At 32.7% G+C, this 24252-nt stretch carries 20 protein-coding genes, 2 tRNA genes and 1 rRNA gene; 15 read left to right on the top strand and 8 right to left on the bottom strand.

Annotated features, from left to right (window positions below; all coding sequences use genetic code 11):
• Positions 1-29 precede the first annotated feature (29 nt).
• Positions 30-1868 (top strand): RecQ family ATP-dependent DNA helicase, encoded by a 1839-nt coding sequence (locus GKC53_03690; GenBank protein ID QRN41241.1) that lies wholly within the window; start codon positions 30-32, stop codon positions 1866-1868.
• Positions 1869-2190: 322 nt separating this feature from the next.
• Here GKC53_03690 and GKC53_03685 read toward each other — a convergent pair whose 3' ends face one another.
• The 3 genes from GKC53_03685 to GKC53_03675 form a co-directional block, all read right to left on the bottom strand.
• Entirely contained in the window at positions 2191-3159 is a 969-nt protein-coding gene (locus tag GKC53_03685) for a patatin-like phospholipase family protein (GenBank protein QRN41240.1), read from the bottom strand.
• Between the two features lie 32 nt (positions 3160-3191).
• Positions 3192-3977: a hypothetical protein gene (locus GKC53_03680; protein ID QRN41239.1), complete on the bottom strand. Its 786-nt coding sequence runs from the start codon at positions 3975-3977 to the stop codon at positions 3192-3194.
• Positions 3978-4552: 575 nt separating this feature from the next.
• Positions 4553-5581 carry a PilT/PilU family type 4a pilus ATPase gene (locus GKC53_03675; GenBank protein QRN41238.1) on the bottom strand — a complete coding sequence of 343 codons (1029 nt, stop codon included), beginning with the start codon at positions 5579-5581 and terminating at the stop codon, positions 4553-4555.
• 112 nt (positions 5582-5693) lie between these two features.
• On the opposite strand from GKC53_03675, the gene GKC53_03670 reads away from it, so the two are divergent.
• The 11 genes from GKC53_03670 to GKC53_03620 all read left to right on the top strand — a co-directional run bounded on the left by GKC53_03670 (position 5694) and on the right by GKC53_03620 (position 12862).
• Positions 5694-6368, top strand: coding sequence for a YggS family pyridoxal phosphate-dependent enzyme (locus GKC53_03670; GenBank protein QRN41237.1), 675 nt, complete (start codon positions 5694-5696; stop codon positions 6366-6368).
• Positions 6365-7189 (top strand): pyrroline-5-carboxylate reductase, encoded by an 825-nt coding sequence (gene proC, locus GKC53_03665; protein QRN41236.1) that lies wholly within the window; start codon positions 6365-6367, stop codon positions 7187-7189. Before GKC53_03670 ends, proC begins: the two co-directional genes overlap by 4 nt.
• Positions 7186-7749 (top strand): hypothetical protein, encoded by a 564-nt coding sequence (locus GKC53_03660; GenBank protein ID QRN41235.1) that lies wholly within the window; start codon positions 7186-7188, stop codon positions 7747-7749. Before proC ends, GKC53_03660 begins: the two co-directional genes overlap by 4 nt.
• A 240-nt stretch (positions 7750-7989) precedes the next feature.
• Complete coding sequence (dksA, locus tag GKC53_03655; GenBank protein ID QRN41234.1) at positions 7990-8415, top strand: RNA polymerase-binding protein DksA; 426 nt, start codon at positions 7990-7992, stop codon at positions 8413-8415.
• Between the two features lie 29 nt (positions 8416-8444).
• Positions 8445-9407, top strand: coding sequence for a hypothetical protein (locus GKC53_03650; protein QRN41233.1), 963 nt, complete (start codon positions 8445-8447; stop codon positions 9405-9407).
• A 261-nt stretch (positions 9408-9668) separates the two neighbouring features.
• A 16S ribosomal RNA gene (locus tag GKC53_03645) occupies positions 9669-11216 on the top strand.
• A 62-nt stretch (positions 11217-11278) separates the two neighbouring features.
• A tRNA-Ile gene (locus GKC53_03640) sits at positions 11279-11355 on the top strand.
• Positions 11356-11381: 26 nt separating this feature from the next.
• Positions 11382-11457: transfer RNA gene (locus GKC53_03635), tRNA-Ala, on the top strand.
• Between the two features lie 248 nt (positions 11458-11705).
• Positions 11706-12071, top strand: coding sequence for a DUF883 family protein (locus GKC53_03630; protein QRN41232.1), 366 nt, complete (start codon positions 11706-11708; stop codon positions 12069-12071).
• Positions 12072-12095: 24 nt separating this feature from the next.
• On the top strand, positions 12096-12548 hold the full coding sequence (locus GKC53_03625) for a hypothetical protein (protein ID QRN41231.1): 453 nt from the start codon (positions 12096-12098) through the stop codon (positions 12546-12548).
• Positions 12545-12862 carry a hypothetical protein gene (locus GKC53_03620; GenBank protein QRN41230.1) on the top strand — a complete coding sequence of 106 codons (318 nt, stop codon included), beginning with the start codon at positions 12545-12547 and terminating at the stop codon, positions 12860-12862. The genes GKC53_03625 and GKC53_03620 overlap by 4 nt, the downstream gene beginning before the upstream one ends.
• 443 nt (positions 12863-13305) lie before the next feature.
• Here the strand turns inward: GKC53_03620 and tehB are convergent, their stop codons facing one another.
• Both tehB and GKC53_03610 read right to left on the bottom strand, forming a co-directional pair.
• Complete coding sequence (tehB, locus tag GKC53_03615; GenBank protein ID QRN41229.1) at positions 13306-14190, bottom strand: SAM-dependent methyltransferase TehB; 885 nt, start codon at positions 14188-14190, stop codon at positions 13306-13308.
• Between the two features lie 304 nt (positions 14191-14494).
• Entirely contained in the window at positions 14495-14953 is a 459-nt protein-coding gene (locus GKC53_03610) for a copper resistance protein NlpE (GenBank protein ID QRN41228.1), read from the bottom strand.
• 172 nt (positions 14954-15125) lie between these two features.
• Here GKC53_03610 and GKC53_03605 point away from each other — a divergent pair, with 172 nt between their 5' ends.
• The 3 genes from GKC53_03605 (at position 15126) to GKC53_03595 (ending at position 19446) form a co-directional block, all read left to right on the top strand.
• Positions 15126-15767 (top strand): NAD(P)H nitroreductase, encoded by a 642-nt coding sequence (locus tag GKC53_03605; GenBank protein ID QRN41227.1) that lies wholly within the window; start codon positions 15126-15128, stop codon positions 15765-15767.
• A 1973-nt stretch (positions 15768-17740) separates the two neighbouring features.
• Entirely contained in the window at positions 17741-18640 is a 900-nt protein-coding gene (locus tag GKC53_03600; protein QRN41226.1) for a DNA topoisomerase IV, read from the top strand.
• A gap of 23 nt (positions 18641-18663) precedes the next feature.
• Positions 18664-19446, top strand: coding sequence for an alpha/beta fold hydrolase (locus GKC53_03595; GenBank protein QRN41225.1), 783 nt, complete (start codon positions 18664-18666; stop codon positions 19444-19446).
• Here GKC53_03595 and glnD read toward each other — a convergent pair.
• The 3 genes from glnD to GKC53_03580 all read right to left on the bottom strand — a co-directional run bounded on the left by glnD (position 19438) and on the right by GKC53_03580 (position 23976).
• Entirely contained in the window at positions 19438-22005 is a 2568-nt protein-coding gene (gene glnD, locus GKC53_03590; protein QRN41224.1) for a [protein-PII] uridylyltransferase, read from the bottom strand. The genes GKC53_03595 and glnD overlap by 9 nt on opposite strands.
• A 175-nt stretch (positions 22006-22180) precedes the next feature.
• Positions 22181-22708 carry an inorganic diphosphatase gene (locus GKC53_03585; protein QRN41223.1) on the bottom strand — a complete coding sequence of 176 codons (528 nt, stop codon included), beginning with the start codon at positions 22706-22708 and terminating at the stop codon, positions 22181-22183.
• Between the two features lie 20 nt (positions 22709-22728).
• Positions 22729-23976, bottom strand: a complete 1248-nt coding sequence (locus GKC53_03580) for an aminotransferase class I/II-fold pyridoxal phosphate-dependent enzyme (protein ID QRN41222.1) — start codon at positions 23974-23976, stop codon at positions 22729-22731.
• Between the last annotated feature and the right edge of the window lie 276 nt (positions 23977-24252).

Genomic DNA, 24252 nt, shown 5'->3' with positions numbered 1-24252 from the left:
TTGATATTAATGTAGTGTATTATACCTGTATGAGCTCAAATAATAATCTTTTTTTTAGTATCAAAAAAATATTGAATGATGTTTTTGGCTATGAGAATTTTAAGCCAATGCAGTTAGAAATTATACAAGCAATTCTTGCTGGGGAGCATATATTTGCACAATTGATTACTGGTGCTGGCAAATCAATTTGTTATCAAATTCCTGCTTTGTTGACAAATGGGGTTACAGTTGTAATATCCCCATTAATTGCTTTAATGCATGATCAGGTACAAGCATTGCATTTTAATAACATTTCAGCACGATATTTGGATAGTAGTTTGAGTGTTCATGAGCAGCAGTCGATTTATGACAACCTACTAAGTAATCAATTGAGTTTACTTTATATCTCACCAGAAAGGTTTAAAAGTAAAGAGTTCCTAAAAATATTAAAGCAGATCAAGATAGATCGTTTTGTCGTGGATGAGGCTCACTGTGTAAGTCAGTGGGGGCATGATTTTAGAAAAGATTATTTGAATTTAACCCAATTACAACATGAATTTACAGATGTTCCAAGGATAGCTCTAACTGCAACCGCTGATACTCAAACTAGGAATGATATTATCAATTTACTTGGTTTGTCATCTGGTAAAATATTTAAAGATTATTCAATTAGAAATAATTTTCAAACTTTCTTCATTCCTAAGAATAATGCAAAAAAACAATTATTGAATTTTTTACAGCAGAGGCCAAAGAATGAATGTGGGTTAGTTTATTGTATTTCTAGAAACCAAGTAGAACATGTTGCTGATTTTTTGAGGAATGAAGGTTATAAAACCTATATCTATCATGCGGGATTAGATTCTGATATTAGAGAACTAAATCAGAATTTATTTAATCAGGCAGAAGAAGGGATTATGGTTGCAACAATTGCGTTCGGTTTGGGAATTGATAAGTCAAATGTTAGATATGTTGCTCATTTAAATTTACCTCAGAGTATTGAGCATTATGTCCAGGAATCTGGGAGAGCTGGTAGAGATGGGTTACCTGCAGTAAGTTGGGTATGTTATGGTTTGAATGATTTTGTTTTGCAAAATGAAAGAATAAAAAACTCAGAACAAGTGGGTGAGACTAAAAAAAACAGATTAGCTAAATTAGTAACAATGCTAGAGTTTTGTGATACAGCAGAATGTAAGAAATGTTTTTTAGAAAAGTATTTTGATAGTGAGATCACTCATGAATCTTGTCATCATCAAAATAATGATAATCTTTTAGAGATATCCAGAGAATCTATGCAGGTTCTATCTACAATATATTATGTTAATCAAAATGCATCCATCGATGAGATCATCCAAATATTACAGGGTAAAAATAATCAATTCGTTAGTAGATATAATTTACAAGATAAACCTATTTTTGGGATTGCTTCAGATAAAAGTGTCAAATTTTGGCGATCAATTATTAGATATATGATAGGCTTAAGATTGTTAGAAGTAACTAATTATGCACAGATTTTAAGATTAACGGCTGAATCTGTTCTATTTTTAAAAAATAAAAATAAGCTTTTTGTTGAACTAAAAATTAAGATTACTAACTATTCTTTTATTTATTTGGCTAAAACAGAGAGAGAAAAATTATTTTCTAATTTATTAGTTAAATTTCGTCGGGATAAAGCTAAAGAACTTGATTTATTTGCGGAGCAGATTTTTGATGATTTTGCTTTACAGAAGATAGTTGAAAATAAACCTTTGAAGATAGAGGAATTATCAAAAATCCCAGGATTAAATCAGCATAAGATAGATAAGATAGGAATAGAAATTATTCATATGTGTTCTAAAGTAATGAAAATCAATAATACATCAGTAGATCAAGTTTTATTTTCTGAGGAATGAAGTAGTAACCTCACCTAGAACAGGTTGATAGTTGGGTAGACTGCAATTTTTATTTCGACAATAAAACTGTATAAGTTATGATTGTATTTATATTTAATTATTTTAGTATTTGTATGAGTTATAGTACTTTTTAGTGCGGTTAGCAAGTGAGGTCACGATCAGCTAAGTTGCATTTGGATCATGTAGCATGTTACTGAGGTTCTAGTAACTAGTAGAATTTCCTAGAGAATTAGTTTCAATTGTAATAAAGGGCTTTTAGCTTGTGCAAAAATTTCTAAATATGTGCTGTGTAGATTTTGATGTTTAGTCATATTGGTATCAACTATTTTTTTCGTTTTTGAGCTTGTTTAATAACTTGTTTAATTTTTGGGAGAGCCGCTTTGGCTGCTTCTTCTCCTGCTTTGATGGTTGCATCCATTATAAAAAAATTAAAAAATGGGATATCTGTCAGATCTGGTCTGATGATAACATCAGCTTGTTCTAATTCTTTTTTTAATTGGGTATTTAATAAAATGATAACGCTTTGATCTAGGGTAGAGAACCATGAATTTGGCTGATGGAAAGTTCCTTTCCCTTCTTCTGTGGGTTTATCAGAAATATCAACAGCTATAACCACATCTGCCCCCATAGATCTGGCTTGAGAGACAGGGACAGGTGCAGTTAACCCGCCGTCAATGTATAGTCTGCCATTGATTTTAGCAGGCTGAAAGATAGCAGGAACACTAGATGATGCACGAACTGCTTGCCCAACATCACCCTCGGTAAACATGACAACATCTCCTGAGCTGAAGTCAGTTGCAACAGCGCCAAACTTTTTAGTTAATGACTCAATTGGTAGATTGTGAATATTTTTATTGACTAGCTCTCTCAATTTTTCACCCTCAATAAAACCATTTGATGATAAACTAAAATCTATTAGAGCATAGCGAACATCTTTTAAAATTCGTTGAATACTTTCGGCATTAAATCCATAGGAAAATAATGCACCAACTACAGAACCTGCACTGGTTCCAGTTACGATTTGTATGGGAATATGATTTTCTTGTAACACCTTTATTACGCCAATATGTGCAAATCCCTTAGCCCCACCTCCGCCTAGGGCTAGTCCAATTTTAATACCTTCATATTCTTGAGAGACGTTAGCATTAACTTCTGTTTTTTTGACAATATTACTGTCTTCTTGTTGCCTATTAGTGTTGGAAACATAGATGAAGCCCAATATTAATGCGAATAAAACAAATAATAAAATAACTAATTGTAAAATTGATTTAATATCTTTAAAAAATTTCATTAGTATTCCTGTATTATTAGATTCAATTTTGATTATCTTTTTGGATAAAACATTATTTTTTGTTCTTTCTTAGGCGAAAGCGTATCCTTAGTTTTATAAATCGCGTGAGCGAAAACAAACTCATAAGATACTTTAAAATTTAGTCGATTTTTCTCTAATCGGTTTAAAACATCATTAAATTCCTGATAGTTGATGTTAAGGCAACTTAACATTGTTGGCAATACTCCTAAGCTATTTAAATCATTAATTAAAGTTTTATTTTTTTCATAGATCATAGACATGTTCTCCATACTCACGACTGGATCTATAAATCCTAAGCGGATCAGTTCATCTCCTATATCATGCATATCCATATGATAAGGAGGGATTTTATTTTTTATTGTATAATCAAATAATTGATAAATTTCCTGAAAACTACCTAATCCTAGAAAAGAAAAAAATAACATGCTATTAGGTTTTGATGAACTTTTCCATAAGTTGAAAAGTTTTTCTTTGTATGCATTCATACGAGATAAGTATAAATTAGAAACAATAAAATCATATTGATTTTTTTGATGATTAGATTGTTCTAAGTTTAAGAGTTGGAAGTTTTGATTTTTTTTTAGTAATTTACTTAACCATGTATTTTTAGTTACATTTTCAAATCTTTTGCGGTCAATATCCATTTCAGTTAATCTAGCAGAATATATATCATTTAATATTCTTCTAGAACTCCCATAATCAGAGCCTACTATTAAAATATCATTGGGATTGACAGTCACAAATTCTAATTTTTCTTTTAGTAATTGGGAAGTAATATGGAAAATTGTATTATGCATTTTTGTCGAAAAAAGAAGCCAACTTAAGAAGTTAAATAATGTTATATTGTGATTATTTTAAATCCTAATAAACTCGTGTCATTATACCATTTAATCTACGTTTTAAGCATAAGGAAAATTTTATTGGTCAACTTAGATTATATTTATAAATGATCTACTTAGGTGTTGAGCATTTAATAGTTAAAAATTATAAAAGGGAATTATTGAATTAAGTTTGGGAAAACAGGTTTAGCAAAGTGTTGTCGAATTCTATAAATTAATTGGTACTACGTCTTCATATCATTTTTTATTTATTATTTTCTGAAATTTCGCTTGGCTCCGAAGCAATCAATGTTTGTTCACTCCTTAAACTTTGCTCACGTACATATTCATTGTCTTAACCTGTGTATGTAGGTGCCAGTTTGCTGTTAAAATTAAGTATAGGTAAAAAAACATTCCCCCATATGCATATGGGCAAAAAATTAAAAAATGTTTCTTTACCTAAAGTAATAAGGGCATAAATCCTAATGCTTTACTATAATGATGATAAGTCCAATACAACAGATTCCAAGCAAATGGTATACATGTATATTATTTTAGGATTGGATACTTTTGTTTTGAACATCTTTCGCTGAGATAATACCTTTTTTGATCAGTGTATTTAGAGACTGTTCTAGAGTTTGCATGCCAGAGGCAGAACCTGTTTGAATACAGGAGTTTATTTGTGCTATCTTATTTTCTCTAATTAAATTTTTGATAGCAGGATTCGAGATCATAATTTCATGAGCGGCAACACGACCAGAGGCATCAGCTTTTTTGATTAGGGTTTGAGAAATAACGGCAATTAAACTTTCAGATAACATAGTTCTAATCATTTCTTTTTCAGATCCTGGGAAAACGTCAACTATTCTATTAATTGATTTAGCAGCACCAGTTGTATGTAGTGTTGCTAACACTAAATGTCCTGTTTCAGCCGCTGTCAGTGCTAATTTTATTGTTTCTAGATCTCTCATCTCACCAATCAAGATAATATCAGGATCTTCTCTCATTGCTGATCTTAATGCATTTTCAAAACTTAAGGTGTTTTGATTTAATTCTCTTTGATTGATCAAGCAATTTTTGCTAGAGTGAATAAACTCAATAGGATCTTCAATTGTCAAGATATGTTGATAAGTATTCTCATTAATATAATCAATCATAGCTGCCAATGTAGTTGATTTGCCCGAACCAGTAGGCCCAGTGACTAAAATGAGGCCGCGGGGATGTGAAACTATCTTTTTAAATATATTAGGGGCATCAATATCTTCTAGTGTCATGATTTTGTTGGAAATAGGACGAAAGGCCATGGCAATACCGTTATTGGTGTGAAACACATTAACTCTAAAACGAGCTAAATCTTCCATAGAGATAGAAAAATCTATCTCCAGTTGCTTTGTTAGTAGTTCTTTTTGAGAGGGAGTGGTAATTGCTGATAATATAGATGCCATGTCTTCTTTAGTTAAACAATCATGACTTAAATTTTTTATATCACCGAGAAACCTAATCTTAGGAGGTAGCCCAGGACTTAGGTGTAGATCTGATGCTTTTTGTTGTACTATTTTTACTAGCAATTCATGTATATTCATTCAATATGATCCTTGTTGCATATTTGTTAGGTTGTATTGAAACAATGGTATAAAATATACCAATATTTTGTCATTATGGTAATTAGAAATTTAAAATTTAATGAAATAAATTATGAAAACCAAACAAGAGAATTTGCAAACGATACTTAATAGAATAGAAAAGGCAAAGAGGGAGAATAATCGTGAAGATAGAATAGATTTGATTGCAGTAAGTAAAAAGTTTCCGACTCAAGATATTCAGGAATTGTATAACTTGGGGTTGAGAAGTTTTGCAGAAAACTATATTCAAGAATGGAACACAAAAATAAATCAACTACCTAGTGACATTATTTGGCATGTGATTGGTAGTGTTCAAAGTAACAAAACTAAATGGGTTGCTGAAAATGCCGATTGGTTGCAAACATTAGATAGGAAGTCGGTGGCACAAAGAATTGAAGTTCAGAGACCAAGTCATAAATTACCTCTTAATGTTTGTATTGAGGTCAATATTTCAAAAGCAAAGCAAAAATCAGGGATTGTTCCTACTCAGTTAGAAAATTTAATAGAAGAGATCATACCACTAAAAAAAATTTGTTTTAGAGGGTTAATGTGTATTCCAGAAGCTGAAGATCAGAGTCAAAAAATAGAACAGATGCAGCAAATGCAAGAAATGTTTCAAAAATTAAAGCAGATGATTCCTACAGTGGATACATTGTCTATGGGTATGTCCTCAGATTTAGAGTTGGCAGTTCAGTATGGTGCGAATATGGTTCGTGTAGGGACAGCATTATTTGGGAGAAGAAAGTGAAATCAAATAGAGTAATTTATTTTTTAGGTGGTGGAAATATGGCAGAAGCGATAATCAAAGCCATACAGCATTCATATTCTAGTCTTAATATCATAGTGATAGAGAAATCTGCTGATAGAAGGGAGTACCTTAAGAAAACTTATCCATCTGTCACAATAAAAAGTGTACTAACTGACCCATTATGTTCTGAAGACGTTTTATTTATAGCAGTCAAACCTCAAGATACATTAAAAGCAGTGAAAGATCTGGAATTAAAATCACCTTTAGTTGTTTCTATGGTAGCGGGTCTACCCATTACTGCATTATCTCAAGGGTTAAATGGATTACAACGAATTATAAGAATGATGCCAAATACTCCTGTATCTGCTTTAGAAGGCATGTATGGATTTTATGCTAATGAACATCAAGTTTCGTCAGATGATAAAGAGTGGTTAGAAAATTTATTAACTAATTCTGGTCAATTTATTTGGGTAGAGAAAGAGGACGATTTACATTATGTTACTGCTATTTCAGGGTCTGGCCCAGCTTATGTTTTCTATTTCATGAATGCTTTATTCGAAGCTGCTAAACATTTGGGTTTGGATGATCAAGCATCTAAACTATTAGTAGAACAAACCGTACTGGGAGGTGTTAAATTAGCCCAGTCCTCATTTTTTTCATTTCAGGAGTTACAGGAAAAAGTAACCTCTCCTAGAGGGACGACTTATGAAGCAATTAAAGTTTTTGATTCTCATGATTTGAAAGAGATTATTTTACGAGGCGTTGTAGCGTGTGCTAATAGATCTAAGGAGCTATCTAGTGAATTGGAGTTAGTAACATGAAATGGTTAGTCTCGATTTTAGATACTTTAATTTTTATTTGGTCAGTTTTAGCAATGTTGAGATTTTTATTGCAAAAAGGGGGACTTTCTTATAATCATCCTTCAGCTTATTTTTTATATCGTAGTACACAGTGGATAGTAGGAGAAATGAGAAAAATTATTCAGCCAATAAAAGGATGGGATATGGCAATACCTGTATCTGTATTCCTAATTTTTTTGTTGTATGAATTTGTAAAACTTCTTATAAATCTCTTGCATATTAATATTGATTTAAATATACCCAATCTAGTAGTGGGAACTTTACTTATTGTGATTTTGAAAGTAATCTCAACCTCTGTATATGCTTTTTTGTATGAATTGATTATGAAGTATTTATTACAACACAATCTAAAAGATATACGTTTATTGCAGGCATGCAATTTTTCGATAAATTGTATTTTATCGCCTTTTCATATACGTTATAAGCCAACTTTGGTGGCCTTTGTTTTTTGTATTGTGTGGGTTTTGCTCATTTATCCTAATCTTATGTATGTGGTACAACGTTATGTGCTTATTCAGTGATATCTATCTTGCTGTTTTTTGGCTAAGATAGGAATATTTTCTGGTAAATGATGACTATTACATAATAATTCGTCAAATGAAGCAGTCAAAATAATTCTTTTTTTTTTGAAAAACTGTGTTATCATTCATACTTGAGGTTATTTTTGCTGTTATTTTGTTATTAACTATTTGATTATAAGTTGATTTTTATAAATTTAGGTTCATTAATGAGAGATATTTTGTAATATTTTTGGATAAAATATGGGAAAAACATCTAAACTGACAATTGAAGAGATTAAAAACTGGGCCGGTCCTGAAGAGGATTACATGAATGAGGATCAATTAGCTTTTTTTAAGGATGTTTTATTGAAAATACAGGATGACATTATTAATAAGGCTAACCAGACAACAGATTATCTACAGGAGCAAGAAGTAACACCTGACCCAGCAGATCGTGCTACTTTGGAGGAAGAGTATGCATTGGAGTTGCGTACTCGTGATAGAGAACGTAAGCTTCTAAGTAAGGTGCAAGCCTCATTAAAGCAAATTGATGAAGGAACCTATGGGTACTGTTTGGACACAGGGGAGCCAATAGGATTGCGCAGGTTACTTGCCAGACCTACAGCTACTTTTTCTGTAGAGGCGCAAGAAAGAAGAGAACAAATTAAAAAGCAGTTTGCGGGTTAATTATTTTTTTGTCATCAAAGGAAATCATAATGAAGAAAACAACTTTATTTTTATTAATATCTACAGCTTTGTTAGTGTCTTGTAAGCAAAGTGAAGAGAATAAGAATGTTGGTACGACAACAACTCCTACTCAAGTCTCAGAAACTGTAGTCAATGGTAGTACATCTGTTCATCAGCTTAATAATCAACAAATTGCAGTTGCTCAGAAAGAGTTTTTGAAGGTGTTAAGTGTTAAAGATGATGCTTTAACCCAGATATTTCAGTTAGGTCAATCGTTGAATCAAAATCAGTTAGATGAAAAATCAATGAAAAAGATGCAAGATCAGGTATATCGTCTTTCATTGGAAACACAAAAGGAACTTAATAAATTAAAAATAACTGATCAAGAAATTAAAAACTATATCCAGGCACAAAATTATCTAGTAGAGTTAAGTGAAAAGTTATATAAAGCTCAGGATAAGATTGAGAAGGAACAAAAAAGTGGTAAATTATCTGAGGAGAGTGGGGCTTTGTTGAAACAAATGCAAGAAGCACAAGGAAAAGTTTTTCAGCAAGAGCTTTCTTTGACTGATAAGCTTGCACAATCTGGAGAGCAAAGTGCAATGAGAGAACTTTTACAGATAAAAAGTATTCAAATAAAAGAGGCAATGCAGTTGGCCAGCTCGATGCAAATATTAATGAATGATTCATCAAGTGATGAAGAAAAAGCCAAAAAAATGGCTGATGTTAATAGAAAGATTGCAGATGATACGGTATCAGAATTAAATAAACTATCGATTCAAACAGAAGACATAGATGATTATCGTAAAAAATTACTTGACTTGTCGAAGTTAAAAATAAAATCGATTGATAGAGCTGATAAAATGCAAAAGGAGATTGCAAAAGATAAAAAATTATCTCCTGAATCTGAACAGTTGATGGAGCAATTGCAAAGAGATACAGTTAATGTTGAGAAATTACGTATACAGTTAACATCTAAATATGCACAGTAGCAAATAACTTATTTGGTATTTACATGAAAAAAGCCGGCATCGCCGGCTTTTTTCATAATAAAGCTGTTGACATATTTTTTTATTTTAGTATAATCCCAATTCTTAGCTAATTGAAACGAATTAGTTGGTTCTTTGACAATTGATTATCGATAAGTGTGAGTGCAATTGGCCTCACACTGATTTGAAGAAGTATAAGAGAAGGATAGGAAACTATTCTGTTAATACTTTGAGAATTAGACCAGAATAAAAAATAAGTTAGAGATTGAACATAAGAGTTTGATCCTGGCTCAGATTGAACGCTGGCGGCATGCTTTACACATGCAAGTCGAACGGCAGCGAGAGAAAGCTTGCTTTCTTGTCGGCGAGTGGCGAACGGGTGAGTAACGCATCGGAACGTGCCGAGTAATGGGGGATAACTATCCGAAAGGATAGCTAATACCGCATACGCTCTGAGGAGGAAAGCGGGGGACCATATATGGCCTCGTGTTATTCGGAGCGGCCGATGTCAGATTAGCTAGTTGGTGGGGTAAAGGCCTACCAAGGCGATGATCTGTAGCGGGTCTGAGAGGATGATCCGCCACACTGGGACTGAGACACGGCCCAGACTCCTACGGGAGGCAGCAGTGGGGAATTTTGGACAATGGGGGAAACCCTGATCCAGCCATGCCGCGTGTATGAAGAAGGCCTTAGGGTTGTAAAGTACTTTTGTTAGGGAAGAAAAGCTTTTGGTTAATAGCCAAGAGTGCTGACGGTACCTAAAGAATAAGCACCGGCTAACTACGTGCCAGCAGCCGCGGTAATACGTAGGGTGCGAGCGTTAATCGGAATTACTGGGCGTAAAGCGAGCGCAGACGGTTACTTAAGCCAGATGTGAAATCCCCGAGCTTAACTTGGGACGTGCATTTGGAACTGGGTGACTAGAGTGTGTCAGAGGGAGGTAGAATTCCACGTGTAGCAGTGAAATGCGTAGAGATGTGGAGGAATACCGATGGCGAAGGCAGCCTCCTGGGATAACACTGACGTTCATGCTCGAAAGCGTGGGGAGCAAACAGGATTAGATACCCTGGTAGTCCACGCCCTAAACGATGACAATTAGCTGTTGGGTTTTGAAAGACTTAGTAGCGAAGCTAACGCGTGAAATTGTCCGCCTGGGGAGTACGGTCGCAAGATTAAAACTCAAAGGAATTGACGGGGACCCGCACAAGCGGTGGATGATGTGGATTAATTCGATGCAACGCGAAAAACCTTACCTGGTCTTGACATGTATGGGATCTTTTAGAGATAGAAGAGTGCCTTCGGGAGCCATAACACAGGTGCTGCATGGCTGTCGTCAGCTCGTGTCGTGAGATGTTCGGTTAAGTCCGGCAACGAGCGCAACCCTTGTCATTAGTTGCTAACATTAAGTTGAGCACTCTAATGAGACTGCCGGTGATAAACCGGAGGAAGGTGGGGATGATGTCAAGTCCTCATGGCCCTTAAGACCAGGGCTTCACACGTCATACAATGGTAGGTACAGAGGGTAGCTAAGCCGCGAGGTGGAGCCAATCCCATAAAGCCTATCGTAGTCCGGATTGTAGTCTGCAACTCGACTACATGAAGTCGGAATCGCTAGTAATCGCGGATCAGCATGTCGCGGTGAATACGTTCCCGGGTCTTGTACACACCGCCCGTCACACCATGGGAGTGGGAGATGCCAGAAGTGGGTAGGATAACCGCAAGGAGTCCGCTTACCACGGTATGTTTCATGACTGGGGTGAAGTCGTAACAAGGTAGCCGTAGGGGAACCTGCGGCTGGATCACCTCCTTTCTAGAGAATATGAGGAAATTGCACTTACACTTATCGATAATTGGTTGTTGATTGAGAAGCTAATGGGTTTGTAGCTCAGCCGGTTAGAGCACACGCTTGATAAGCGTGGGGTCGCAGGTTCAAGTCCTGCCAGACCCACCAATCCTATCAATACAAATCTTTATTCGGGGGGTATAGCTCAGTTGGTAGAGCGTCTGCTTTGCAAGCAGAATGTCATCGGTTCGATCCCGGTTACCTCCACCAATATTATGTGGTTAGATTTCTATTTGAATTATTGTTGTTAGATTAAGTCCGATTGTTGTTTCTCTTTGTTTTTACTAGTTTTATTCTTTCGATATGTGAGTGTATGCAGTGTTTTTCATTTCATATTGGGTAGTTTGATTCAAATGTAGCATATTAGTATAAATTATTTATCTATTTATTCCGGATTGTTAGGAATAGTTGTCCTGCTATTGGGTTATCTGTATAATAAAAATTACTTTACAACCTAAATGTTTAAGGAGCGTGTGATGGCTAATGATTATGATAGTAGGAAGTCAAAATTTCAGAAAGATTTAGAGCAGATTAAGAAAGATTTCTCAGAATTAAAAGAAGCCGGTGGAGATGAATTTGAACGTGACGTAAAAGATTTCCAAAATAATGCTCGTGAATTTTATGAAAACTTTAAAGACAAAGCCAGTGATAAAATAGAAGAAGTTAAAAATAAGCTACCTGAATATCAGAAAGAGGTTCAGGATAAACTTGAGAAAGTTGGAGATGAATTCTCTAGTGCCATTAGGAAAAAGCCAGTTGAGGCTTTGGCAATTGCTGGATTAGTTGGTTTTGTTGCAGGTATTGTGCTTGGTAAAAAGAACTAATTGATAGCTTTTGTTGGATTTAAAATGGCAAATTTAAAAAATATTGTAGCAAAGTTTAATTTTTTGAGAAGCAATCGTTCTAGCATTGAGCGGTTGCTTAAACTTCGCTTTGAAATAATTTCTATAGATTTAACATCTTTACAAAAGAATTTGTTATGTGCATTTGTTTTTGTTGGTATTGCTCTGATATTTCTTTTAATAGCAATTTTAAGTGTGTTTTTCGGAATTAATGATTTTGTTACAGACCCAAAAGTAAGGATATGGCTTTTTTTTGGTAGTGCCATATTTTGTCTTTTATTATTTTTTGTTTTGATTAAAAGGGCAATTAGTCGATTGATGGGTTCTATTCAGAATTTAAATAGAAGTATCGGAGAATTGGTTAATGAAATTGAGTTTTTATCAGGTAGAAATGTATCTAGTGAAGTATCTCAGGATCTTATGGGGAAAATTGATCAACAGTTGAAAGAAGTCTCATGAGTAGCGATCAACGGCAGTATTGTCAAATGGAAGCTGATATCTTACGAACTAAGTTAGAAGTTAATTATGTAAAAGATAAGCAGATGGGGCAACGTAGACCTAAAGGAGTTTCTCAGCGTTTGATGAGTTATGTTCCTACCTTTGGTGGGCTGACCAAGGTGATATTCACTAATAAAGCAATTATTAGTCGACTGATACGTTGGGTATTTTTCTTGTTTTTATCAAGAAAAGTACGGCTGGTATCTAAAATAAACAATAAAGTTGTTTCTATATTAATTAAAAAAATTAAAAATAAGTGGCGTAATTTGTTATAGTAGTGTTTATTATCTTTTTAACACCATACATAAATATTTTGTCACAATTTGCTTTTTGATTGATTAGAAAATCTTATCTGTAGGCCTTTGAGTTTATTTTAAATAGCTTTGTAGAGATGGTTTCCACCATCATTTTTCAATTAGGTACTATGAAAATTTGCAAAGTATTATGTTGTTTCATGGATCTTGATTGGTAGATTGATACAGGGAGAGTTTGGAATAGTATATGTTGTATTTTAACTAAAATTTTTTTTAGTTTTTAAAGTATGGGATTGAAGATTCATTCGTTCATTTGTGTTACAGTCAAAAAATTTGATTACTAGAACTAGCTAGAGAAATATTGTCTTTATTGATATTTTTATGCAGAAAAATTATCTACAAGATTACTTTACCTCCTGCATTTATAGTTATTTCTTATTGAAATCTAATTAACATACGGTAGTTTAGCCAGTTTTTTTTGCAAGTAAAGTTGCAAAACGAAATTTATACGGTTGACCACTTGGATCTAATTTATGCATTTGTCCAACATTTTCATTGTATTTGATAATTTCCCAATCTTGATAGTAAGCCTTCAATTCATTTCTTTTAAATTTATGTGAAAAATTCAGATCGCAAGGATAGTCTTCAGTATCCATTGCTGAAACAATCAGATTGTAACCATTTTTATTGGTACAGTTCTGCATATTGTGAATGATAGCGGGGACTTTATTGGTATCTAACATCATAAATACAACGGTAGAGATAATGAAGTCATATTGTCCTTCAATATTTGCTTGATTGATATCATATACATCAACATTTAAATTATTAAAACCATTTTCATCAATAATATCCTTTAATTTTCTTATTTTTGTTTCTTCTATATCTACCCCTGTAACATTAAAGCCTTTTAATGTTAGATAAATACTGTTTCTTCCTTGACCACAGCCCAAATCCAAGATTTTATAGCAGGAAGGATCATTATTTAATGAAATATTTTCAAAGGCTTCCACAACTTCAGAATGAGTTTGAGAGAAATTATATTTTTTTTTGGCAAAATTTTCCTGCTGACAATAAAAAGAGAGTTGACAATTTAGGTTATCCGAAATTTTTGCGATTCTATGCCAGACTTGAGGTTCTATAAATGGCGGCTGAGTTTCTTCAGAAAAATGATGTGTCGAAATAATATTTCCTGCTTCGTCCATAATGTCAAAATCCATTTCCCCTCGTAGAATTTCTAATTTTGCCCAAGTTCCCTCTTGAGTATTATGTTTTCTACAAAAAGCTTGAGGGAGATTTTTAGCGTCCCACTGAGGTAGGGTTTTGTACTTGACTAAATTTTTGTACATAAAAAATTCCTTGGCAAGAATGAGGTTTCATTCTATCACAATGGTTAGTAGAATGTATATCTGACCTATTCATTTTATATCTCATCGATATAATATTCGTTCTAAGTGTTATTTGTGTCCAACACATGTGCACATATCTTTTGTAAGATGGTGTATAACACTTGTCAGGAGTATTTTGTATCATTAACTTTAACATTCGATTGATTAATAGAAACTTTACTTTTTTCACTATCATTGTTTGTGTTGGTAGGAAGATTTATGACAGACAACTGTTTAGTTCTCTTTAAAATACAGCATAGTAGTTTCATACTCCATAATCAGTCACTTTTATCAAGGTATAGTTTTGAGGGTTTTCAATCTTTTTATCCGTATTTATGTTTCTCATTTCAACTAAGTTTTGACCAATAAAGAAAACACGACTATCACCTTTTTCATCTAAAGTGATCAAAGATGGATTATTAGCATGAAAGGTAAAAGTTCCATTAGTGGTAAATGTACTATTATCAGTTTTATCAGTTTGATATTCTTCTACTAAAGAATAGGTTTTATCTTGATTAAGTGTTAATGCTATTTTAATACCACTGCAATCAGCACATGGGAATTCCCCTTTATAGGTACCGCTCCAATTTGATGAATCTTCAATAGTATTTGCCTGGATAACAGCAGTTTCTTGTTCTAAATTAGATTCTTGAGATTGGGTATTTTTAGACTGACAAGCGATAAGTAATAGCAATCCTGAGAATAATAATAGTAGTTTTTTCATTGTTCTCCTTCTTTAACCATAGGTTTTCTGTTTGAGTTAATTTTTATGAAAGTTTTAATTAAACTCATTAAATAATCTTTAACTATAGGTTAATAATGTAGAATACACAATTATTTTTTTTTAATCATGATAAATATAATCAAATTAATTTAAATCAATTTAGGAGGATAAAATGCAAGATATCATATCATTGGTGAATAGTCGTTATACTTGTAAGGACTATGACCCTACAAAAAAAATTTCAGCAGATGATATAGAGAAAGTGAAAGAAATTTTAATTAAGAGCCCATCTTCATCCAATACCCAATCTAGCCATTTTGTAATGGTGGAATCGGATGAAATAAAAAGAAAAATTGCTGATTGTAGCTGGGAAGCTAATTACAATAGAATTGTTCATGCATCTCACGTGATCTTATTTTGTGGTATGAATGGGTACAATGAAAGATATTTAATGGAAGTTTACAAGCAGGAAAAAGCTGATGGTCGATTTGATAAATTTACCAGTGAAGAAGCTTATTTTAAAAATAGGGCGAGCTTATATATGTCGTTACCTTATAGTGAGCAGATTGCACATATTGATGCACAAGTTAACATTGCTTTAGGCTTTTTTTTATTAGGTATTGAAGGATTAGGCATTAATGCAACACCTATGGGTGGATTTGTACGAGGTAAAGTTGACCAATTATTAGGCTTGACCGATAGGAGACTTCATTCTGTCTACCTTGTATCTATTGGTTACGCAGGAGAACATGATTTTAATATGGGGATTAAAAAGTCTAGATTACCAGAAAAAACACTTATTACAGTTATGTAATGTTTATAAAAAAGTTAGAAAGCCAAAATTATGTCAGAATATGATTGTTTGCTAGGATATTAGTTGGTGGTAATCGTGAGTGGTGTAGGGCTATAGTTATGTATCATAGTATCAACTATTTTTAAATGTCTAGTAAAATTTCTAAACCCAGTGCAAGTTTAATTGGAGAGGGAAAAATTTTAAGTTTACAACTGAACTATTAAAGTTTTTGATCAGAGCAGTGGGACTTTTGAGATGAACTTTGAGACAACCAAACGATTACAATATTCAAAAGTTCCTATATGCTTTTTTTTAAATTTTATTTAAACAGGTTAAAAAAATATTGTACAAGTATATTTTAATTTCAGGCGTCTGTTCCATTAATGCAACATACCCTTTCTTAAATTTGATTGGTCATATGTTGATATGAATTTTTGTCTTTATAGGGAACAAATTCCATTACTATAATGTTTGAATTTGAAAATCTGTATTATTGATGTAAACCAAATCAATACCACCCTTTCTACATTACAAGCCCAATACATATGTCACAACTTCTGTACAAAATGAGGGAAGAATGGATAAATTGCTTTTGGATATCCAAACTGAAATTATTGGGAAAAAATTAAGTCTTTTATTGGTTTTATTTATAATAAATATTTGTATTAAATAAGAAAAACACATATTACAGAATAATTTATAAAGGATTAGGTACTGATGAGGTCTTAGATAAATGTTCGGAAATGAATATGAATGATCAACTTAATAACATCAATTGTGCTATAGATAGGAAATCAAGATCAGAAATTGTCGGGAAAATATTATTTGGAAAATGGTTTAAATGAGAATAAATTTTAATATTAATATTGAAAAGTTAATTAGAAATATGGAAACACAGGAGAATGAGTAATGTTTTTCTTACTACAAAAATCAATTGAGTTTCATATTTGGAGCCAGCTTACGATCGCAACCTAGTACGATGGTTTCTTTTGTTATAAGTATTTTATTCAGGAAAGATAATAGAACTTAGCAATTTTTGTAAAGGACACTTGGATATAACTATGTTTTTCTTAAAAGTAAAAAGAGGAGAACATTATCGCATTTTCTGAAAATCGTGACGAAAGTAATTTAGGAATGTATCAAGTGTCTTGGAGGTGAAAATTATCCTTAGGCATATAAATTATTTTTAGTTTGTATTAGTATAGCAATACTAAGATACGAAAATGTTTTGATTAACCGATTACTTGTGTGGATCATCTACTATGAAGAATTGGTATTTAGTAGAACATAAGATATGTTGGAAAAAGATTTAAACAAAATAAGCACTCAAGTTTTTTATATTTATTACACAAAATTACAGTTAGTATATGATGAGATTAGATAAAATCCTCCTGATTGGAACTTTAGATGATGCGATAACACCATTCAAAAAATTAAAGTTTGTGTAAAAGGAATTGGATAAATTATTTTGACTGATAATGTAATGCAGGTGCGGTCTATGCATTTAAAAGTGCATAGGTTTCTCCCAGAAAATGAGATATGTGTCTTTCTGGTGGAATATATAGCGATTCAATACAACAGATTGTTTATGTGCTTTACACAAAATCAAGATATTGTTAGATTTTTGTAGTGAAATTTTATCGATATTTCTTAAATCAGAGAATATTAAGGGTAAGTAGACTTTTTATTTTTACTTATCGGAGATCATGTTAAAGGTTTTCAAGTGTAGTCTAGTGGAGTCTGTAAGTTAATTAAGTGGTAAAAGATGTGGATATTTGTGCTGGGGATATTCTTACTTCATGGCCAAATAATTAGTATGGGTTTGTTGATAGGGGGAAAATATAATTGTGATTATCAGGTCAATTATTAGTTGTGTGACTCGAATACAAATATTGTGGCAGTGGCTAATTTTTTTTAGTGCTGGGCTAAACCTAATATCCTGTACAATTAATAAGCCCATATTTTATAAGACAAATAATATAGAGTCTCTTCTATTGATTAGTGAAAAGCCGGTCAATAATATGCCATTGGGTAATTTATCAGGCATAAGTTATTGTCATCACCAATGGTTAGGGATTTCAGATAAAGATGATAAATATATCTATCAACTAGTTGAAAAGAGTTCTTATTATGAAGCCAGAAAAATTTCTTTACCACCTATACCAAAATTAAATGATTTAGGTAGTTCATTTACAGCAGAACAACCCGAGGTTTTTGAGGGGCAAGGTAATTTAGATTTCGAAGCAATAGTTTGTGATAAAGAAGGTTCTTTATATCTTGTCAGTGAGTCCACTAACCAGATTTTAAAAGTTAGTAATGGATTTTCACAAGCCAATTGGTTGATATTACCTAATAATTTAATTTATGAGGCGAAAAAAGCTAATTTATTGCGGCATTTCAATGCAAAATTTGAAGGGTTAGCTGTAGATGGAGAAATAACAAAGCTGTGGTTAGTGGCAGAACGTGATAGTAGAGGCATTATCTTATTAGAAAAGGTGAATGATCAATGGGTTTGTGAAGATTGTGTCTTACTTTCTGAGCATTTGATGAGATCATCACCTAAATTATTAGGTTCAAAGAGGTTGCCATTAGACTTTTCTGATGCTTTTTATTATCAAGGTAAACTATTTACCTTGGAGAGACTACAACATCAAATTTGTCGTAGGAACTCTCATAATGCCCAATTAGAAAAATGTTGGCAGTTTGAAGATTCGGTATTGAGTGATGAAAAGTTTAGATATGGTGCATATTCATTTGGCCAAGCAGAGGCATTGTGGTTAAATGATGATGAGGTATGGATAGGGATAGATAATAACAACATGTACAGAAATGATGGAGAGTATCGTCCAATTATTTATCGATTTAAGGCTCCTAATAGTGGGTGGTTGGATTAGGCCATTTATTAAGGAAATACACAATGAAGATAAGCTTTTTTTTAGTACTAATGGCATTGAGTTTAATAAGTTGTGCACAGGAGAAATTAACCTTTCATCCTGTAGTGCTGCATCAAGATTATATTTTTGAATTTCGTTTACCACATATTGAATACAATATTCCAGTGGATGATGGTATTTATCTTAATAGTATTTTATTTAAAGCTCATAAGAGTAAGGGTGTTATTTTGTATTTGCATGGTAATACTGGTAACATATCCGGCTGGGCTTCTGTAGCTAAAGAGTATTTAAAGAATAATTATGATGTGTTTATGGTTGATTATCGTGGTTTTGGAAAAAGTGTTGGTTGTATCCAGGATGAAAAGATTTTGTATCACGATATGCAAAAAGTTTATGATTTCGTCCATAGTATGTACCCAGAGAACAAAATCATTTTATTAGGTTATTCTATTGGCACAGGACTGGCAGCTAAAATAGCGAGTGATAATCATCCAAAGGCTTTATTGTTACTCGCACCATATTATAGTTTGCCAGATGTTGTTAAGAGTCATGTGCCTTTTATTCTTCAATCTTGGGTGAAATTTCAAATTCCTACATACCAATTTTTAGAAAAATTTTCTGGTTCAGTTTATCTTTTTCATGGAAAAGAGGATACGGTTATTTATCCACATTCAAGTAAAAAACTACAAACACATATCAAAGGAAAAAGTAAAGTTTTATTTTTGGATAATCAAGGGCACAATGATATTGAAAGCAATATTGAATACCAAAAAAATCTAAAATTTGTATTGAATTCTTTAAAGTGAACAAATAGTTAATAATTTATTTTTAAATAATATACAATTTTTGGTAGATAACAAGTAATGACTTTTTACTAGAAAGCTATCTTCAACCCGTTCTCCTAGTGTATTAATACTAATGGAGATAATTTCGATGCCGTATTGATTGAATAGCTCAACAATATTCGCAAGTAATGCATTCCTATTAATGGTAACTAGTGAGATGATGAAACAATCCTGAGCTTGATTATAATATTCTTGAGAGATAATTACCTCTGGTACAATGTTAGAGTGTAAGGAGCGTCTAGTTAAGAATATTTCAGGGATGGATAATTGTGTTGCTGTAATTTTTTCATTGATTACGAGCTTAAGATAATAGGTTAATTTTTCGGTTATTCTTCGTGTATCATTAGATAGGCATTGAAAAGGGAAAGCAACGATAAATTTGTTCAGAACCCAATTACTTTCTTTAGCCATGAAGACTTTTGCCTTTATGATATTAAGGTGTAGATGAGGGAATATTTTACATAGCGTAAGCATCAAATTATCACTGTTGGGTTTGAAAATAATACATTCAAGTGTCATTTTATCTAAGAATCTAAAATTAAAAAAAGCAGATTTGGTTGTATGATTAACGTTATTAATTTGCCAGCGAATGTCATCAAAAGTTTGTGTATTAAAAAAAGAATCATCTATAGCATTGGCAAATTGAATAATCTTTTCTTTATATTTAGAGTTTTCTGAAATTAATTGGTTTATAACAGTTTGTTTTTGAACTATATATTTTAATTCTAGTTGTGATTTATCTTGCAATATTTTTAGTGTGGCAGTAAATAACTGGTAGAGTAAATTACTCTTCCAATTATTCCAGAGGGTTGGATTGGTGCCCCTAATATCTGAAATAGTAAGTAAATATAATGCTACTAAACGTTCAGGTGTTTTAACTATCTCGCTAAATTCTTTAATTACAGAATAATCACCGATATCCTTTTTTTGAGCAGTAATAGACATTACTAAATGGTTTTCAACTAGCCACACAATTAGATTTGTATCTGATTGGTTTAATTGATGTTGGTTACAAAACTGTTTTGCAATTTGTGCACCTATTATTTCATGTCTACCTTTTTGACCTTTACCAATATCGTGGAAGAATGCCGACAGGTAAAGTATATATTTATTTTTATAATTATTTATTAAGTTTGAAGCGAACGGAGCTTCGAAAATGAAATTTTCATTCTCAAGTCTAACCAAATAATAAATAACAGTTAAAATATGGTCATCCACAGGGTAGACATGAAATAAATCATTTTGTAATAGGCCAACAATTCGGCCGAAGTCAGCAATATATTTTTCTAAGAAACCATATAAATTTAGGTATTGTAATATTTCAAAAATGTCATGGCCATATTTAAATAAATTAATAAAAGCTTTTTGATTTTCAACATTTTCTGAAAAAGAATACCCTAAGTTTTGGATAGCCAGCCACCACGCTCTTAATGTTTTAGGGGCTATACCAATAATGCTACGATTTTTTTGTAGGTAGGTAATAATTTGCAAAATTTGCGTAGGATCTTTGGTGAAAATTTCGAGATCATTGCAAGCAATTAAATTCCAAACCTGATAATAATTTTTATCGATTTGAAATACTTTTCTAGGATAGGGAACATAAACTCTGTGTGTTAGCATGGGAATCAAAATACCCATTAATTGTCTTACCAATTTAGTTGAACGATAAAAAATTTGCATTATTTGTTCACCATTTTTGGGGATATTCTCTGGGAAGTTACAATGCATTAATTGAGCAATATCATTATGATAGTTGAAAAATAAACAATTCTCATTTTTATTCGCAAGCATGTGCAGATGAATACGAATACGAGATAAATTTTGATGGCTATTAATGATGAGATTGGCTTCATCTTTAGAGATAATGTTATTTTTAGTTAATTCATTAATATTAGTTTGTAAACCTTGAGCTTTAGCAATCCATAATAAAGTGTGAATGTCTCGTAAACCACCTGGTGTATTTTTAACATCGGGTTCAAGCTGTTTGGCAGCACCCTTAAATTGATTGTGTCTTGTATTAAGCTCACTGAGTTTGGCTTCAATAAAATCAACTATATTACGTTGATTATCAAGTTCACTTAATAGCTTTTCAAGTAATTGAGAATTTCCAAGAATATATTCTGTCTCTAAAAAGGATGTTTCCTTAGTTGTTTCATTTTTAGCATCATGAAATAATTCCTCAACAGTACCAACAGTGATAGAAGGAGATAAACCAACATCCCATAAAGTACTTATGAACTCAGAAATAAAACTTTCTTGTTTTGAATCAGGTTTTGTACGTGTAATAATCGCTAAATCAATATCCGAATAGGGGTATAGCTCTCTTCGTCCGAAACCCCCAGTTGCAAGTAGACACAAATTATCTTCATTGTCGCAGGGATGTAGATACCATATTGTCTTTAACAGATGAGTAGTAATTTTTGAATGTTCTGTAAAAAATTGGTACGCATTATCATGCTCTTTAAAATTGAGATATATCGTTTGTTGTTTTTGCTTGAATTCTTTTATAATTTTTTGCATATTTTCCAGATCAATCAGAGAGTGTTGATGATTTACCAATACTAGTTAAAGGGTGACAATAGTTTGATAACTTAGAAATAGGCAACAATAATTATCATTATTTAGTTAATCAAGATCAGGTTACACTTTTTTTGAAAAAGCATAACCTGATGCATTAGAGGTTCAAAAATGAAGATTATTTTTTGAAATTCTTTACCCCATTTTCTAGTTCGTTTTTTGCATCCTCTACATTACCCCAACCTTTTATTTTGACCCATTTACCAGATTCTAAATCCTTATAATGTTCAAAAAAATGTTGTATCTGCTGGATTAATAGTTCAGGTAGGTCAGAAATCTGTCTTATATTTTTATACATCGGGCACTGTTTTTCTACAGGAACAGCAAGAATTTTTTTATCTAACCCTGCATCATCTTCCATATCAAGAATACCGATAGCTCTACATCTTACCAATATACCTGGAGGAATAGGGAAAGGTGTCACTAGAAGAACATCACAAGGATCGCCATCTCCAGACAATGTGTTAGGAACAAAACCATAGTTAGTTGGATAGGTCATAGAAGTTCCCATGAAACGGTCGATTGCTATAGCGCCGCTTTCTTTATCAATTTCAAACTTAATAGGTGCAGAGTTTGCTGAAATTTCAACAATGGCATTAAAGTCATCAGGAAAACTTTTTCCTGGAGAGATAACTGAAATATTCATAAATACATTCCTTTTAATAATTAGCCATAGACGGGCAAATGTTCACAAAGTTGATTAACTCTTTTAGCAACTTTCTCAATAGCATCCAAGTTGTCTGGTTGTTCTAGTACATCTGCTATTAAATGTCCAAGTTCCTCGGTTTCTTTTTCTTTAAAGCCCCGGGTGGTAATAGCAGCAGTGCCTAGACGAATGCCTGAGGTTACAAAAGGTTTTTCTGGGTCATTAGGAATGGCATTTTTGTTGACTGTAATATGTGCTTTACCTAATACCTCTTCTGCATTTTTTCCGGTAATTTTTTTGGAGCGTAAATCTACCAAAAATACATGACTTTCTGTCTTGCCAGAAACGATCCGTAACCCTCTTGAGGTAAGTGTGTTAGCTAAAACTTGGGCGTTTTTTTTAATCTGTTTTGCGTACTCTTTAAATTCTGGGCTCAATGCTTCTTTAAAACAGATAGCTTTAGCTGCAATAACATGCATTAATGGGCCACCTTGTAAACATGGAAATACAGCAGAATTAAGAGTTTTCTCATGTTCAGTACTACGACATAAAATTACACCTCCCCTAGGGCCTCTTAATGTTTTATGAGTGGTTGTCGTAACAAAATCAGCATAAGGAACTGGGTTTGGATATTCTCCACCAGCAATAAGTCCTGCGTAATGAGCCATATCAACAAAAAGATAAGCACCGACTTTATCTGCAATTTGCCTAAATTTTTGCCAATCGATAATTAAAGAGTAAGCAGAAGCGCCTGCTACAATCATCTTAGGTTTATGTTTTAAGGCTAACTGCTCTATTTCTTGGTAGTTCAATACCTCATTGTCATCTAAACCATAACTAACGGAATGATAAATTTTACCTGAAATATTTACTTTTGCACCATGAGTTAAGTGCCCCCCATGTGCTAAACTCATACCTAAGATAGTATCTCCAGGGGTTAACACACTTGTATAGACAGCTTGATTAGCCTGAGAACCTGAATGAGGTTGTACATTAACATATTCAGCTTTAAAGAGTTTTTTTAATCTATCAATGGCTATTTGTTCTACAATATCGACAAATTCGCAACCACCATAATATCGTTTGTGGGGATAACCTTCTGCATATTTATTAGTTAACTGCGAACCTTGAGCAAGCATAACCGGCCAACTGACATAGTTTTCGGATGCAATTAGTTCAATATGATCTTGCTGGCGTGTATTTTCTTGATGAATAGCTTGTGCTATTTCAGGATCAAACTGCTCAATAGTTGTTTTGGTTGAAAACATTACAAATTCCTTTATGAGTTGATAGTTGCAAATTAAAAATCAATTATTCGTTAGGTTATATACTTAAAAAAGTGTATAACCAATAAAACTTGGTGAGGTTAAGCGAAGACCATCCATTAATTTAACCATTATGGCTATAATAATAGTCCATATAATTCAGTGTGAATTATAACAAATTAATTTAAGATATGAATTGTAATGTTAGGTATTTGTTTGTTTGAGGGGAAAGATCGCCTCAGAAAAAGATAACTTTTATTGGTATAATGGAGAAACTAC

This window comes from Neisseriaceae bacterium (assembly GCA_016864895.1).
Taxonomy (GTDB): domain Bacteria; phylum Pseudomonadota; class Gammaproteobacteria; order Burkholderiales; family Neisseriaceae; genus QFNR01.
The sequence above is the reverse complement of the archived record's forward strand: the minus strand, read 5'-3'. Positions and strand labels throughout refer to the sequence as shown.